Here is a 13,887-nt window from a genome sequence, read left to right on the forward strand (position 1 = left end):
ACGCTCGTCGTCGCCGGCTGCGGCGGCCGAGATGGAACTATAACGGAGGAGGTCCCTATGGTCGGGCATGATGGGCAGGGTGCCGAGCTGGAAAGCCCTTTGGAGAGCCTGGGGGAGGGGGCCGATCAGGGTGAGTCCTTCGACGACCGTACTGGGTGGAAGGTCAAGGCCAGGGAAGCGCTTCCACCGCTGCAGATCCTCGCGGTGGAGGGCACAGCTCCGGAAGGTACCGAAGTAGTCGCAGACGTCTTGGGGCGCGAACTTAATCTGCATTACCTGGATAGCCTCGTGCTGGAGGAGGCACAGCAGACTGACGCAGAAACCGAGGTCTTGAAGACGACGCAAGGCGTGAGTGCAGCGCGTGTTACGGTTTCTGGACCCACCCACACAATCGCTTCCGACTATGCAATCTACGGGGAAGATGGGCTCGAAGATGCCGAGGCCGAGTTCTTGTTGTGCGATAACGCTAAAGATGAGCCGTACCCCGTCAGTGTTCGGATGTTCGCAATGTGGCAGCCTCAGCCAGAAGGCGTGAACTGCACAATCGGGCCGTCGGAAGACTTTCCAGGGGCCTTCGACATTACGTTCAGTAGCGACCGGCCAAAGGTGTGGGTTGTGAGCCTCAATTACCTTCGGATGGATGCGCCGAAGCTGGAATCTGTGTTGCCTGGCTTCGAACCCACCCCGAATGAAGCGCCCTACGAAACAACCACGATCGCTGTTGGTGCTCGAGTCGGCGGTATGGATACGGCGCTTAGCGCTGATCCCGTGTAAAGCGAGGCGTGGTCGGCCTTGCCGCCTGCTCTGATCCGCGGTGTCGCCTGGAGCACGTGTGAATCCCGCCCGTAGGGGCTTGCCGTGTGGGGAAATGAATGCCTACGGCGCCTCTGCGTTTGACTCCTCGTCTGCTGCGAAGAGGGTGGCGGCCAGAATGTGCTTGCAGGTGCCACGGCCTAGCCCGTGCGTGCGAAACCACTGGCAGTTGCACCACAAACCCTCGTCTGCCACCGGATCGTCTGTCTCCCCTGCGGTGTCGGTGGGGGCATCCCCGGTGGGGTCGGGGATGAGCACCCGGTACGTTTCATGGTCGCCGCGCACCGCAAATTCGCGCACCGCAGTCTGGTGGCCCCCGCGCGTGGCTGGGTGCACCGCGCCGGCGCGGAGGAGTTGTTCCGCGGCCTTCAAGCGCGGGTTGGTGGCTGCCACGTTGCCCTCGTCGTAGGGGAGCTCCCGGTGGAAGAAGCAGCTGTCGGCCATATCCCAACCGACCTTCCCTGAGGTCTGCAACGCCAGCAGTGCCGCCCGTACCCGCGCCTCGCTCAGGCCGGTGGCCGCCGCGAGGGCAGGCACCTCGAGGCGGGCGTCGAACGCCAGGTGCTCGTGCACGCGGGCCACATCACCCGCATCCGTGGCCCCGCCCGCCTGAGCCAGTCGGGTGAGTAAAGAGCCTTCGCCGGAAAATCCTCTCTCCGCCCCCGGGGAGAGCATTACCGTCAGCCGCCCGTGCGGCAGCGCGAGCTCTACCGCAGCAACCCCTGCCGCCGCGGCCCCGCGCCGGGTGCCCGCCTCCGGGCCGTACACCCTTAAGCTTCCCACCGGCAGTGCCTGCGCCCCCACCTGCGCCCCCGGCCGCGCGGCCGCGGTGTCCGCCGCCGGTGCCCCTGCCTGGGGTGCGCGGGCGGTATCGCCGCCTAGTGCTGCGACGAAGGGGCGCAGGATCTCCAGGCGGGGGTGGTGCACGACCTCCACCGCGCCGGGCGCCTGCCGCGCGCCGAAGATGAGTGCGCCCCGCCGGTAGCTGAGGTAGCCGCGGGCGCGGCGCCCGCTGCTGCTGGGCAGGGAGGCCACGAAGCGCCGCACCGCGGCAGGCGGCGCGTCGAATGCGGGCTGGAGAAATCCTGCGATCTCGCTGGTGTTGCCCAGGGCCTTGAGCCACAGCGGCGGCAGCCTAACCTGCCTCTCGCTCAGCTGCGCCACCCCTTGCGGGGTGGCGGCGGTGATGTCGAGGGCGTCCGCGCCGACGCTGATGGCTAGCGGTGCACCGGGCCGGACCTGCGCTAGCGCCGCCTGGGTGTCGGGACCGATGTCGACGTTGGTAGTGCCGAACCCGATGTGGCCCTGATTGAAGCCGCTGGCGAAAACGTCCAGGCGGGCGTACACCCCGGTGCATAGGGAAAACGACTCGATGCGCAGGCGGTCGCCCTGGGCGCTGATGATGGGGTCGGCGTGGTGGATGGTGCCCCGCGCCGAGGTGTAGCGCCGCCCCGCCAACGCCCCCAACGCCCTCAGCGCGGCGGCCACCAGGTGCGGCTCCCGCGCGATGCCGCGGAAAAACCGCGGCTCCGCCACCGGCCCATCCGGGGTGAGCGCCTGCGCGACAGCCAGCCGCAGGTGCCCGCCGTCGCCAGCCTCCTGCAGGGTGCTGTGCCCGTGAATGATCCCCGTCGTCATGCGCCCATCTAAGCACCGCCGCCCGGTTACGCGCAGCGTTTTCGCTCACAATCCGGCGGCCACCCCGGGTGCGCCGAGTGCCCGCCCGCGCCGTGCGCGCCCCGCGCAGGGCCGCACTCGAATGGATAAGTCTTTGGCAAAAGTGTGGGCCGAATCCGCTGCGGTGGCGGGGCGCTGCTGCTAGGTATGGGGTATGTCTGCCGATTTCGCATCAGAGGAACACGCCGCGGCCGGGGCGGGGGAGCTGCCCTTCGACCGCCGCTACGAGGAGCCGAGTTTTTATGCGGCGCTGCCCCCGGAGGCCCAGGCGGTGCAGGCCGGGGTGGACGACTACTTGGACCGGCTGGGTGGCCTCGGGTGGTGGGAGGACAATGCCACGGGCGTCCGCATGCCTGAGGTGTCCCTCCCACCGGGCTGGCAGGAGGGCTTCCGGGCGGCGCTGCGGCGGATCGACGGCCGGGGCTTCGCCACGCTGCAGAATGCGGTGCCGGTCGACCGGGTGGCCTATGACGGCACACCGCCCCCGCCGGGGGCGCTGCCGGTGGATGAAATTCGTCGCCTGCAGGCGGTGCGGGTGCTGCTGGTGCTGCGCTATGGGGCCTCGCCGTGCTTCCTGCTGGAGGGATTCACCTGGGGTGCCTTGAGGGACACCCCCGGCTACTTCGATGCGGAGCTCGCCCACCTGGGGCGGCGGGCGGCGCGGGCACTGTTTGACTGTGCGCAGCGCCGCGCCTTGGTCTGGGGACAGGGCGGCCGCAACCTCCTGTTCGGCCTGGCCGCCGAGTACGGCTTTACGATCCAGCCGACGGCACGCCTGTGCGTCAACTGGTTGGGCGCCGACTCCTGGTTTGTGACACTCGGCAGCGCCGCCGGCGAAGGCATCTGGCCTGTCCGCAACTTCGGCGCGGGTCCTGAACTACAGCGGTCTTGGGAGCAGTTGGGCAGGCACGAACGCCACCAGGCGCAGACCGCCTGGATGATCGCCCACCCCAGGCCCCGGTACGCCAGTTGGTCGCCCCTGGAGCGCAGTATGTGGAAGGACCTGTTCCTCGCCGGCGCGGCGGGTATGGCGTCCCGCAGCGCCAGCGAACCTTTCGACGGCAGCGTGCTGAGCGGGGTGATTGACCTCGCGATCGAGGGGGAGGTGTCCCCGCGCGACATTGAGGACGTGATGCTGCAGGGCCTGCAGCAGGTCACCAGCCCGCCGCAGCGGGCACTCGTGCTAGAGGTGTGGGACTTCCTCGGCGCGCACGGCGCCTCCACGGGCGGGGGCTACGGCCTGCGGGAGGAGTACGTGCGGGCGCACGCCACCGAAATGATCGAGGTCCTCGCCGCTGGCGGCAGCCGCCCAGTCGTCGACCGACTGCTGCCGGCGCTGCTCACGCAGGGGGAGGAGGAACCCCCGGGTGCCGCGGACGTGCGGCTGGCCGCCGTGGTCGCCGCGGCGGTGGCACTGCCCACCCAGATCGGGCTGCGGACCATCATCGGGCACCTTCACGCCCGCCCCGCCCCGGCCGAGCGTCCCACAGCGGTGGCGGCGCTGCGCCTGGTGGCGGAGGCCGACCCGGGCGGCCGGGTCGCCGGGCCGCTGGGCCGGTTGTGCGCCGCCTGGGGCGTGGACCCCGCGGAACTTGCACCCCCGGAAGAGGAACCTGCCCCGGTGGCGCTGTGGGGTCCGCAGCCTCAGCTCGCGCCGCCGGTGCCGACCCTGCCGCGCCTGCAGCCGCAGGCGGAGCTGAACGCCGGGGTTGAGGCCCCCGGCATGGAGTACGGGGTGGACGTGGAGTCTTTGCAGCGCGCCCTGGCGATCAAGAGCGCGTGGCGGAACCACGGAGGGGATATCACCGGCGAGGCGTACAGCTTCTACAACGCCGTCGAGAACGCCTTCACCTACGAGTTAGACGGGCTCAGCCCCACCATGCTGGACCCGGGTGCGCAGACGGATGTGTACGCCCTCCTCGAGGGCGTGCGCCGCCTGGGCGCGCACGACCCGGAGCGCCTCGCGAGCCTGCTGCGGGGGCCATTCACCCCCTCCCGGGAGCACAAGAAGACCCTCGAGCGCCACTACGCCGACGGCGGCGCTGGCGCACTGGTCGGCAGCCTGCAGGCGTGGCTGTGGCTCTACGAGCGCGACCCGGCCGGCGCCGGCCGGGTGGGTTTCCACGACCGTTGGAAGCACGCGTGGCCCCAACGCTACTGGTGGGTCATGCCGCTGGAAGAACGCGTGTTGTCGTGGCTGGCCGAGGGGCCGCCCCTGTTGTCCTGGGCCCAGGACTCCTCGGCTGTTATCGGCGTGGAGGAACTCATCGCCAGGATCGATGCCGCCGCCGGCCGCCCGGTGGAGGTCTACGACCTGGAGAAAGCGCTGAAGAGGGTGGACCTCGTGTGCTTCCCCGCGCGCGAACTCCCGGAGCACCTGGCGGAAGAACTTGATCGCCGCACCGTGGTGCTGTGGCGGCCCGCACACGAGCAGGTGGAAGAAAACTGGGCGAAGGACCCCTCGGGGCTGCGCGGTGCAATCGCCCGCCACCTGGACCGCCTGGAGGCCGATCCGAAGCACGCGGCCCTAGCCGCGGAACAGCTCGCACAGCTGGTGCCGGAGCCCTACCCGCCCGAGGAGTGCATCGCCCTCCCGGGGAGCGTGGCCCTGTACATGCCGATCGTGCGGCACCGTGCACGCCGCCAGGCAGACGCCGAGGCACTCGCCGCCGACGCAGCGAACGCCGCCGCGGCGCGCCGGGAGGCGGAAAACGGCACCTACGTGCACCCCGCGCCCCCACCGCGCCCCACCCCGGAAGAGATCGCCGCCTCTCCCACACCCATCCACTACAACCCACGGCGCAACGATCCGCAGTGGATGCGCCGGGTGACGAAAAGGCTGGTAGGGGATGCTCCCATGCACTACTTCGGCACCTCGGAAACACCGGGCGCCTGGGCGTATGCCGCCACCCCCTTCGACGAAGAGGCCGCCACCACGGCACTGGTGTGGCTGCGCGCCTGGCGCAACCGGCTGGACGACTACACCGAGGAACTCTTCACCACCTGGTACGAGCGCGGCATGTTTCGGGAGCACCTCCCCGCCCCAAGGCTCCTGCCGACCACGGACTCGGGGCGCTACCATCACCCCGGTCGCACCGCCCGCATCCTGGTGGACCTCGCCTACGACGCCGAAGCCTTGGCGTTCAGCTGGACGGTGCTGGCCGACATGGTGGAATACCAGGTGGGGTTCATGCCGTTGGGGGGTCTGGACGAGCTCCTGCAGGCCCTGCTGGAGCTAGCGCCCTCCCTGGGTGCCCCGGAAAACGCGGGCGCGGTCCCGCCCGACGCCACCGCGCTGCCGCTCCTGCGGCGCTGGGTCGCCGGCCTGCCCCGCAGGAAGAAGCCCACCCGTGCCGAGGCCCTCGCGCGGGAGCTGCTCGCCGCGCTGGACGCCTAGGTCCCGGCCACTCCCGTCATTCGGCCCGCGAATCGGCGGGCGGCGGGGATTAGGTAAACGCTGCGACCTGCGGTAGTGTGCTTAAGTCCCTGTCTTTTGGGATCAGTGTGCCCGCACCCGGTGCGGCGCATGCAACACGTAAACACGTAGAAGTACTGACCGGTCGGGCGCGCGGCGCGAGCCTTGTGCCCCGCCCGCGATCTAGTGGCCCCGCACCGTGGTGCGGCAGTCACGATGGACGAAGCTCCAGCACCACAGCCTCTTTTGGTACCCAGGTAGCTGTCTTTGTTGGGCCGGTCACCTATGAAAGATGGTTTATGCCTACTATCCAGCAGCTGGTCCGTAAGGGCCGCCACGATAAGACCGCCAAGGTCAAGACTGCGGCCCTGAAGGGCTCCCCGCAGCGCCGTGGTGTGTGCACCCGTGTGTACACCACCACCCCGAAGAAGCCGAACTCCGCTCTCCGTAAGGTTGCTCGTGTGCGCCTGACCTCCGGTATTGAGGTCTCCGCATACATTCCGGGTGAGGGTCACAACCTGCAGGAGCACTCCATGGTGCTCGTGCGCGGTGGTCGTGTGAAGGACCTCCCGGGTGTCCGCTACAAGATCATCCGCGGCACCCTCGACACCCAGGGTGTCAAGGACCGCAAGCAGGCCCGCTCCCGCTACGGCGCCAAGAAGGAGAAGTAAACCATGCGTAAAGGTGCAGCCCCGAAGCGCCCCGTCGTCAAGGACCCGGTCTACGGTTCCGAGGTCGTGACCCAGCTGGTCAACAAGGTCCTCCTGGACGGCAAGAAGTCCACCGCCGAGCGCATCGTCTACGGTGCCCTGGAAATGTGCCGCGAGAAGACCGGCACCGACCCGGTCGGCACCCTCGACAAGGCTCTGGCCAACATCAAGCCGGACCTCGAGGTTCGTTCCCGCCGCGTGGGTGGCGCCACCTACCAGGTGCCGGTTGAGGTTCGCCCCGGCCGTGCCAACACCCTGGCTCTGCGTTGGCTCGTCAACTTCACCCGCCAGCGTCGCGAGAACACCATGACTGAGCGTCTTGCGAACGAGATCCTCGATGCCGCCAACGGCCTCGGCGCTTCCGTGAAGCGTCGCGAGGACACCCACAAGATGGCAGAGGCCAACCGCGCCTTCGCTCACTACCGCTGGTAAAACGCACCTTTCCCCGCCCTCGATGTTTTCGCCGGCGGGGTTCGGTGTCTAGCCCGAAAAATCCGGCCCTGACAATCCTGGGGTTGGGTACATTTACATCTTTTAAGTTGGGAAGTAACAGTGGCACAAGAAGTGCTTAAGGACCTCAATAAGGTTCGCAACATCGGCATCATGGCCCACATCGATGCCGGTAAGACCACCGCTACGGAGCGCATCCTCTTCTACACCGGTATCAACCGCAAGGTGGGCGAGACCCACGATGGCGCGTCGACCACCGACTGGATGGAGCAGGAGAAGGAGCGCGGTATCACCATTACCTCCGCTGCGGTCACCTGTTTCTGGAACGGCAACCAGATCAACATCATCGACACCCCCGGCCACGTCGACTTCACCGTCGAGGTCGAGCGCTCCCTGCGTGTCCTCGACGGCGCTGTCGCCGTCTTCGACGGCAAGGAGGGCGTGGAGCCCCAGTCCGAGCAGGTGTGGCGTCAGGCTGCGAAGTACGACGTTCCCCGTATCTGCTTCGTCAACAAGATGGACAAGATGGGTGCGGACTTCTACTTCACCGTCCAGACCATCATTGACCGCCTGGGTGCCAAGCCGCTGGTTATGCAGCTGCCGATCGGTGCTGAGGATGACTTCGACGGCATCGTCGACCTCATCGAGATGAAGGCCTTCATGTGGCCCGGCAAGGTCGAGGCCGGCGCTGAGCCGCAGATCGTCGACATCCCGGCCGACCTGGCTGACAAGGCTGCCGAGTACCGCGAGAAGCTGCTCGAGACCGTGGCTGAGTCCGACGAAGAGCTCATGGAGAAGTACTTCGGCGGCGAGGAGCTGACCAAGGAAGAGATCAAGGCTGCCATCCGCAAGATGACGGTCGCCTCCGAGGTCTACCCGGTGCTGTGTGGCTCCGCCTACAAGAACAAGGGCATCCAGCCGCTGCTGGACGCCGTCATCGACTACCTGCCGTCCCCGCTGGACATCGGCGAGGTCCACGGCCACGCTGTCGGCGACGAGTCCAAGGAACTGACCCGCAAGCCGTCCGTCGAGGAGCCCTTTGCGGCCCTGGCGTTCAAGATTGCTGCGCACCCGTTCTTCGGCAAGCTGACCTTCGTGCGCGTCTACTCCGGCATCGTTGAGCCGGGTGCCCAGGTGGCGAACTCCACCAAGGGTAAGAAGGAGCGCATCGGTAAGCTGTTCCAGATGCACGCCAACAAGGAGAACCCTGTTGACGAGGCACGCGCAGGTAACATCTACGCGTTCATCGGCCTGAAGGACACCACCACCGGCGACACCCTGTGTGACTCCAACGACCAGATCATCCTGGAGTCCATGGACTTCCCGGACCCGGTTATCGAGGTCGCCATCGAGCCGAAGACCAAGGCCGACCAGGAGAAGCTGTCCAACGCTATCCAGAAGCTGGCCGAAGAGGACCCGACCTTCACCGTCAAGCTCGACGAGGAGACCGGCCAGACCGTCATCGGCGGCATGGGCGAGCTCCACCTCGACGTGCTGGTCGACCGCATGAAGCGCGAGTTCAAGGTCGAGGCAAACGTTGGTGCCCCGCAGGTGGCGTACCGCGAGACCATCCGCAAGCCCGTGGAGAAGCTCGAGTACACCCACAAGAAGCAGACCGGTGGTTCCGGTCAGTTCGCGCGCGTCATCATCGCCATCGAGCCCTATGCTCCGGAGGCAGACACCCTCGAAGAGGGCGAGTCCGCGATCTACAAGTTCGAAAACGCCGTCACCGGTGGCCGCATCCCGAAGGAGTACATCCCCTCCGTCGATGCTGGTATCCAGGACGCGATGCAGTACGGCTACCTGGCTGGCTTCCCGCTGGTCAACATCAAGGCCACCGTCCTCGATGGTGCGTACCACGAGGTCGACTCCTCCGAAATGGCCTTCAAGGTTGCTGGTTCCCAGGCCCTGAAGGAAGCTGTCGCGAAGGCAAAGCCGGTCCTGCTGGAGCCGGTCATGGCCGTCGAGATCACCACCCCCGAGGAGTACATGGGCGAGGTCATCGGCGACGTCAACTCCCGCCGTGGCCAGGTCCAGGCCATGGAGGACCGCGCCGGCGCCAAGCTGGTCAAGGCCAAGGTGCCGCTGTCCCAGATGTTCGGCTACGTTGGCGACCTGCGTTCCAAGACGCAGGGCCGCGCCAACTACTCCATGATCTTCGACTCCTACGCGGAGGTGCCCGCCAACGTGGCGGCCGAGATCATCGCCGAGCGTAACGGCACCGCTTCCTAAACGAAGCCCCACACTGCTCCCCGCGATCATGCAGGTCGCGGGGGCGGTTCGGTGAGTTTCTCGCACCGTGCACACCCCCACCCCGGGAGTGCGACATGGGCCCGCGAGGAACTGACCGGGCCGTAGACCCCTACCACGACAACAGCCGCTGGATTTGTGAATTCAGCGGGTGTGTCTCTAGTATCGGGTAACTGGCACAAATTTACCGCTACTTTTTCAAGCGGCCGCTTCCGCGGTTGTTGCCAAGTAGTACACCACCTTACGTGGCTGCGAGAGTCGTAGCCACCGCGAAGTCCAGGAGGACATACAGTGGCAAAGGCGAAGTTCGAGCGTACGAAGCCGCACGTCAACATTGGTACCATTGGTCACGTCGACCACGGTAAGACCACCCTGACCGCAGCCATCACCAAGGTTCTGGCTGACGAGTACCCGGAGCTGAACCAGGCTTTCGCCTTCGACGCCATCGACAAGGCGCCGGAGGAGAAGGAGCGTGGCATCACGATCAACATCTCCCACGTTGAGTACCAGACGGAGAAGCGTCACTACGCTCACGTCGACGCTCCGGGCCACGCCGACTACATCAAGAACATGATCACCGGCGCCGCTCAGATGGACGGTGCGATCCTCGTGGTCGCCGCCACCGACGGCCCGATGCCGCAGACCCGCGAGCACGTGCTGCTGGCTCGCCAGGTTGGCGTCCCCTACATCCTCGTCGCCCTGAACAAGTGCGACTCCCCGGATGTCGACGAAGAGATGATCGAGCTCGTCGAGATGGAAGTTCGCGAGATGCTCGCCGAGCAGGACTTCGACGAAGAGGCTCCGATCGTCCAGGTTTCCGCTCTGAAGGCCCTCGAGGGTGACCCGGAGTGGACCGCCAAGATCGTCGAGCTGATGAAGGCTTGCGACGAGAACATCCCGGACCCGGTCCGCGAGACCGACAAGCCGTTCCTGATGCCGATCGAGGACATCTTCACCATCACCGGCCGTGGCACCGTCGTCACCGGTCGTGTGGAGCGCGGCAAGCTCAACGTCAACGACGAGGTCGAGATTCTCGGTATCCGCGAGAAGTCCACCAAGACCACCGTCACCGGCATCGAGATGTTCCGCAAGCTGCTCGACTACACCGAGGCTGGCGACAACTGTGGCCTGCTGCTCCGTGGCATCAAGCGCGAGGACGTCGAGCGTGGCCAGATCGTGGCCGCTCCGGGCGCCTACACCCCGCACACCGAGTTCGAGGGTTCCGTCTACATCCTGTCCAAGGATGAGGGCGGCCGCCACACCCCGTTCTTCGACAACTACCGCCCGCAGTTCTACTTCCGCACCACCGACGTGACCGGTGTCGTGAAGCTGCCCGAGGGCACCGAGATGGTCATGCCCGGCGACAACGTCGACATGTCCGTCACCCTGATCCAGCCGGTCGCCATGGACGAGGGCCTGCGCTTCGCTATCCGCGAGGGTGGCCGCACCGTCGGCGCTGGCCGCGTCACCAAGATCATCAAGTAAGACTTTTTGACTCTTACTCGTGAGCCGCTGACCCCCAGGCGCTAGGCCTGGGCCTCAGAGCCCACACTGTTCCTACGCTTCGCACGACCCCCGCAGGTTTTTCCTGCGGGGGTTTTGCTATGCCCGGGTGCGGGCGAGATTCACGTGCCCGCAGCAATAGGGGGCGCGGAAGGCTGCTGCGTGCAAGTCTCTCCAGCGCGCGGCACCGGGCGGGCACGCTCACGATCCTTCACCCACGCCGGACGCTCGTTCAGGGGCGCCCACGTCCTTGCCGAAGGCATCCCGTCTGCGCTCGGCGTGCGGTCGACCGCACCGGTGCCGCTTGGGCCAGCGCTCAGCGCCTCGTCGATCAGGGTGCGGTCGGCGCCGTGGACCCTGCGGGCCCTGCACGCCGGTACTGACGTGCCCCCGGAGCCCCACCGCCTCTGGGCCCTGAATCGGCTACGCAGCTATGTGCCCGCTGGGTCCACGCAGAAGACCGCCCCCACGTGGTGTGGGGGCGGTCTTCGTGCTTGCGGGTGGCGGCGCTGTCGGGCGCTGCCACTGGTGCTCTGCCTGTGGGCGGGTTAGCGCTCCACGGGGCCGAGGTGGATGCGGTAGGAGCTGGCGATGTCCATGTCGCGGACCGCGCTGCGGAATGCCGCCTCCTGCTGGGCGATGGCCCGCTTGAGGCTGGCCAGATCGACCGTGGGCTCGGCCGTCACGGTGAGCTCCAGGGTCTTGACCTTGCGGTCGTTGACCACCTTCGCGTTCGCGCGGGTCACCTTCGGCTGGGCGCTGAGGCTCTGCGCCATGGCGTCGGCGATCGAGCCGACGTTGACGCTGATGGTGCCCAGCGCCGTGGTGGCGGAGGAGTCCTGTCGGCCGATTCGGCGGCGTCCCAGGTTCGCCAGCACAATCCACAGGCCGAGCAGGATGGCGGCGATGCCGCCGCCCAGCAGGCTGACGGGGAGGTACTCCCAGTCGTAGGCAGCCGGCCACTGGCTGAGATGCAGCCAGTCCGCGACCTGCTGGGCGTGGGGCTCGTCGAAGTAGAGACCAATGAAGAAGGTGCCCAGCACCCCGAGGGCGAGGCCCAGCAGGGCGGTCAGCAGCCGGTCGAGGCCGGCGAGTGCGCGACTCATTGTTCTCCCTTCCGGTTGAGCTTCACCTTGAGCTGCGGGGCGGGGTCCAGCTCACCGAGCATCGGCTGCAGCAGTGCCTCGAGGCGGGGCTGTAGGGTCGCATCACTGGGGTCGCCGGTGACGCTCACGGTGACGGTGCGCTGCGTGGCCACGGTGTGGGCCTTGAGCACCCCGGGGGCTTTTTCCGCGTGGGCGGTGCACAGGCGGGCCACATCGACCGGGCGGACGAAGACGTGTACGTTGCCGCGCAAGCGGCGGTGGGTCTTCGTGCGCGGCCGGACGGCCAGGTACAGCAGGAGCACGCCGACCATAACGCCGATGATGCCGGTGGGGAACATCCACGGCTCAAAGGACGCACGACCCGCATGGTCGAGGGTTTCCTTGAGCAGCGAGATGCCCTCACCGGAGTCGGTGAACAGCCAGTACTCGCGGATCGCGAGCACACCACCGACGACGAGGAGGAGGCCGATGAGGATCGCGATGTAGCGGGCGACGGGGCTCGCCGCCGGCGGACGCGGGGTGGGCGCTTCCCGCACGAAGGTGGGCACGTCCGGTGTTGCGACGCTGTGCGTCGTGTCAGCGTGTGCCGACACCGGGGCGACTGCCTCGGCCGGCTGGGTGGGGGTGTCGCTCACAGGTCACCTCCTTCGGCGAGACGGGCGGCCCGCGCGCGGGGCGCGGTCGGAATGATGATGGTGCGCTGCCGGGCGACGGGGCGGCGCAGCGCGCCGACCGACGGGCGGATCGTCACCGGGGTGGTGGGCACCGGCTGGGCGATGGAGACCGCCTTCGTGCCGCGCCGGCGGACCGTGACCGGAACGAGCGGCCGGCGGGCAACCTGCACCTCGAGAAGCGGGGTGTGCTGCGCGACGCGGGGGGTGATCGTCGGCACCGGGGGTGCCACGGTGACGGGCACCGGCTGGATGGGGGCGGGCGGGGTGATGCTCGCAACCTGCGGCGTGGTCGTCACAATCCGGGTGAGCGTACGGGGTGCTGCGACCCGAATGCGGCTGGCCTGACCGGCCAGCGGGAACACCTTCACCGGTGCCAGCGGCAGTGCCGGGGCGGTGACGACGGGGGTGTCGTGGAAGCGGTTCGGGGTGACGTCCACGCGGCGCACCGGCTGCCGGGGCGCAATCTGCGGGGAGGTCACCGCAACCTGGGGGCCGCGGTCGACGGGCACGAGCTCCATGGCGGGGGCCCGGTTGACGGACTGCACGTCCACGGTGCGGGCGACGGTGACGGGGGTGAGCCGCAGCGGCGGCTGCGTCACGACGTCCGCGACGGGCAGCCGGGTGGCCACCACGGGCACGGGGGTGGGCTGCGGGTCGAAGGCTGCAAGGGTCGCTTCTGAGACGGCCGGGCCTGCCTCAACGGGGCCGACGGCGACGTTGATGCGTACCGGGCGCATGCCCGTGAGTCGGCGGATCCACGCCTCCACAGTGGTTCGGACGGTCTCCGCGACGCTGGCGACAGGCGACGGCCAGGTGGCGGCCATGATGATGTCGCAGGCGACGGTGTCGTACTCGTCGTCGATCTGCACGTCGACGCGCGGGTAGGAGCGCGCAAACGTGGACTCCAGGCTCGCGGTGCCGGGGACCGAGCGGATCGCCGCCGTCACGAGCTTCGTGACGGCTTTCTCCGAGTAGGCGTTGCGGCCCCGGCGGGACTCCGCCTCGCGGGGGGAGGCCGCGGCGGGCGTAGTGCCGTCCGGGTCGGGGGCCACCGGTGGGGTGGGGTGTACGTCGGTGGTCGTCATGGGCACCTAGCCCCTGCCGCCGCGACCCAGGGAGCTCAAAGCCTGACCCAGGTCAATGCGGCCATCGAGGTGGGCGCCCACCACGCCACCGATCACGGCAAACAAAGCCACGATGAAAAAGCCAAACAGCCCGTACGACAGGGTGGCGAAGGCGAGGATGCACCCGGCGAGCACGCCGAGGGTGGTGTTGGTCGTAGTCAAGGG

Annotated in this window: 11 protein-coding genes; 6 read left to right on the top strand and 5 right to left on the bottom strand. The window is 67.8% G+C overall.

Translation table 11 applies throughout. From position 1 onward, the window contains the following. Positions 1–57 precede the first annotated feature (57 nt). Positions 58–774 (top strand): hypothetical protein, encoded by a 717-nt coding sequence (locus tag C1Y63_RS08680; RefSeq protein WP_146128910.1) that lies wholly within the window; start codon positions 58–60, stop codon positions 772–774. Positions 775–876: 102 nt separating this feature from the next. Here the strand turns inward: C1Y63_RS08680 and C1Y63_RS08685 are convergent, their stop codons facing one another. Next, positions 877–2,451, bottom strand: coding sequence for a hypothetical protein (locus C1Y63_RS08685; RefSeq protein WP_106016067.1), 1,575 nt, complete (start codon positions 2,449–2,451; stop codon positions 877–879). Between the two features lie 193 nt (positions 2,452–2,644). Between C1Y63_RS08685 and C1Y63_RS08690 the strand changes: the two genes are divergently transcribed. From C1Y63_RS08690 to tuf, 5 genes are all read left to right on the top strand, one after another. Further along, the gene (locus C1Y63_RS08690) at positions 2,645–5,887 is read left to right on the top strand and encodes a hypothetical protein (protein ID WP_106016068.1); all 3,243 of its coding nucleotides are present in this window, start codon (positions 2,645–2,647) and stop codon (positions 5,885–5,887) included. A 317-nt stretch (positions 5,888–6,204) separates the two neighbouring features. Beyond that, positions 6,205–6,576: a 30S ribosomal protein S12 gene (gene rpsL, locus C1Y63_RS08695; protein ID WP_075724657.1), complete on the top strand. Its 372-nt coding sequence runs from the start codon at positions 6,205–6,207 to the stop codon at positions 6,574–6,576. Positions 6,577–6,579: 3 nt separating this feature from the next. Further along, a complete protein-coding gene (gene rpsG, locus C1Y63_RS08700) occupies positions 6,580–7,047 on the top strand; it encodes a 30S ribosomal protein S7 (RefSeq protein WP_106016069.1) in 468 nt (155 codons plus the stop codon). Between the two features lie 120 nt (positions 7,048–7,167). Next, positions 7,168–9,297: an elongation factor G gene (gene fusA / locus C1Y63_RS08705; protein ID WP_106016070.1), complete on the top strand. Its 2,130-nt coding sequence runs from the start codon at positions 7,168–7,170 to the stop codon at positions 9,295–9,297. A 309-nt stretch (positions 9,298–9,606) separates the two neighbouring features. Continuing rightward, the gene (gene tuf / locus C1Y63_RS08710) at positions 9,607–10,800 is read left to right on the top strand and encodes an elongation factor Tu (protein ID WP_106016071.1); all 1,194 of its coding nucleotides are present in this window, start codon (positions 9,607–9,609) and stop codon (positions 10,798–10,800) included. Positions 10,801–11,366: 566 nt separating this feature from the next. Here the strand turns inward: tuf and amaP are convergent. Genes amaP through C1Y63_RS08730 form a run of 4 tightly spaced genes read right to left on the bottom strand, consistent with a single transcriptional unit; the run spans position 11,367 to position 13,884 of the window. Beyond that, positions 11,367–11,924, bottom strand: a complete 558-nt coding sequence (amaP, locus tag C1Y63_RS08715) for an alkaline shock response membrane anchor protein AmaP (RefSeq protein ID WP_106016072.1) — start codon at positions 11,922–11,924, stop codon at positions 11,367–11,369. Next, entirely contained in the window at positions 11,921–12,559 is a 639-nt protein-coding gene (locus tag C1Y63_RS08720) for a DUF6286 domain-containing protein (RefSeq protein ID WP_106016073.1), read from the bottom strand. The genes amaP and C1Y63_RS08720 overlap by 4 nt, the downstream gene beginning before the upstream one ends. Then, positions 12,556–13,683, bottom strand: coding sequence for an Asp23/Gls24 family envelope stress response protein (locus C1Y63_RS08725; RefSeq protein WP_106016074.1), 1,128 nt, complete (start codon positions 13,681–13,683; stop codon positions 12,556–12,558). Before C1Y63_RS08725 ends, C1Y63_RS08720 begins: the two co-directional genes overlap by 4 nt. A 6-nt stretch (positions 13,684–13,689) precedes the next feature. Further along, on the bottom strand, positions 13,690–13,884 hold the full coding sequence (locus tag C1Y63_RS08730) for a DUF2273 domain-containing protein (protein WP_106016075.1): 195 nt from the start codon (positions 13,882–13,884) through the stop codon (positions 13,690–13,692). Between the last annotated feature and the right edge of the window lie 3 nt (positions 13,885–13,887).

It is taken from the genome of Corynebacterium sp. 13CS0277 (genome assembly GCF_002994655.1).
Taxonomy (GTDB): domain Bacteria; phylum Actinomycetota; class Actinomycetes; order Mycobacteriales; family Mycobacteriaceae; genus Corynebacterium.

Bases quoted from the DNA above. Each gene is read 5' to 3' on its own strand.
- C1Y63_RS08680 (WP_146128910.1), top strand. From the start codon at position 58: ATGGTCGGGCATGATGGGCAGGGTGCCGAGCTGGAAAGCCCTTTGGAG.
- C1Y63_RS08685 (WP_106016067.1), bottom strand. From the start codon at position 2,451: ATGACGACGGGGATCATTCACGGGCACAGCACCCTGCAGGAGGCTGGC.
- C1Y63_RS08690 (WP_106016068.1), top strand. From the start codon at position 2,645: ATGTCTGCCGATTTCGCATCAGAGGAACACGCCGCGGCCGGGGCGGGG.
- rpsL (WP_075724657.1), top strand. From the start codon at position 6,205: ATGCCTACTATCCAGCAGCTGGTCCGTAAGGGCCGCCACGATAAGACC.
- rpsG (WP_106016069.1), top strand. From the start codon at position 6,580: ATGCGTAAAGGTGCAGCCCCGAAGCGCCCCGTCGTCAAGGACCCGGTC.
- amaP (WP_106016072.1), bottom strand. From the start codon at position 11,924: ATGAGTCGCGCACTCGCCGGCCTCGACCGGCTGCTGACCGCCCTGCTG.
- C1Y63_RS08725 (WP_106016074.1), bottom strand. From the start codon at position 13,683: ATGACGACCACCGACGTACACCCCACCCCACCGGTGGCCCCCGACCCG.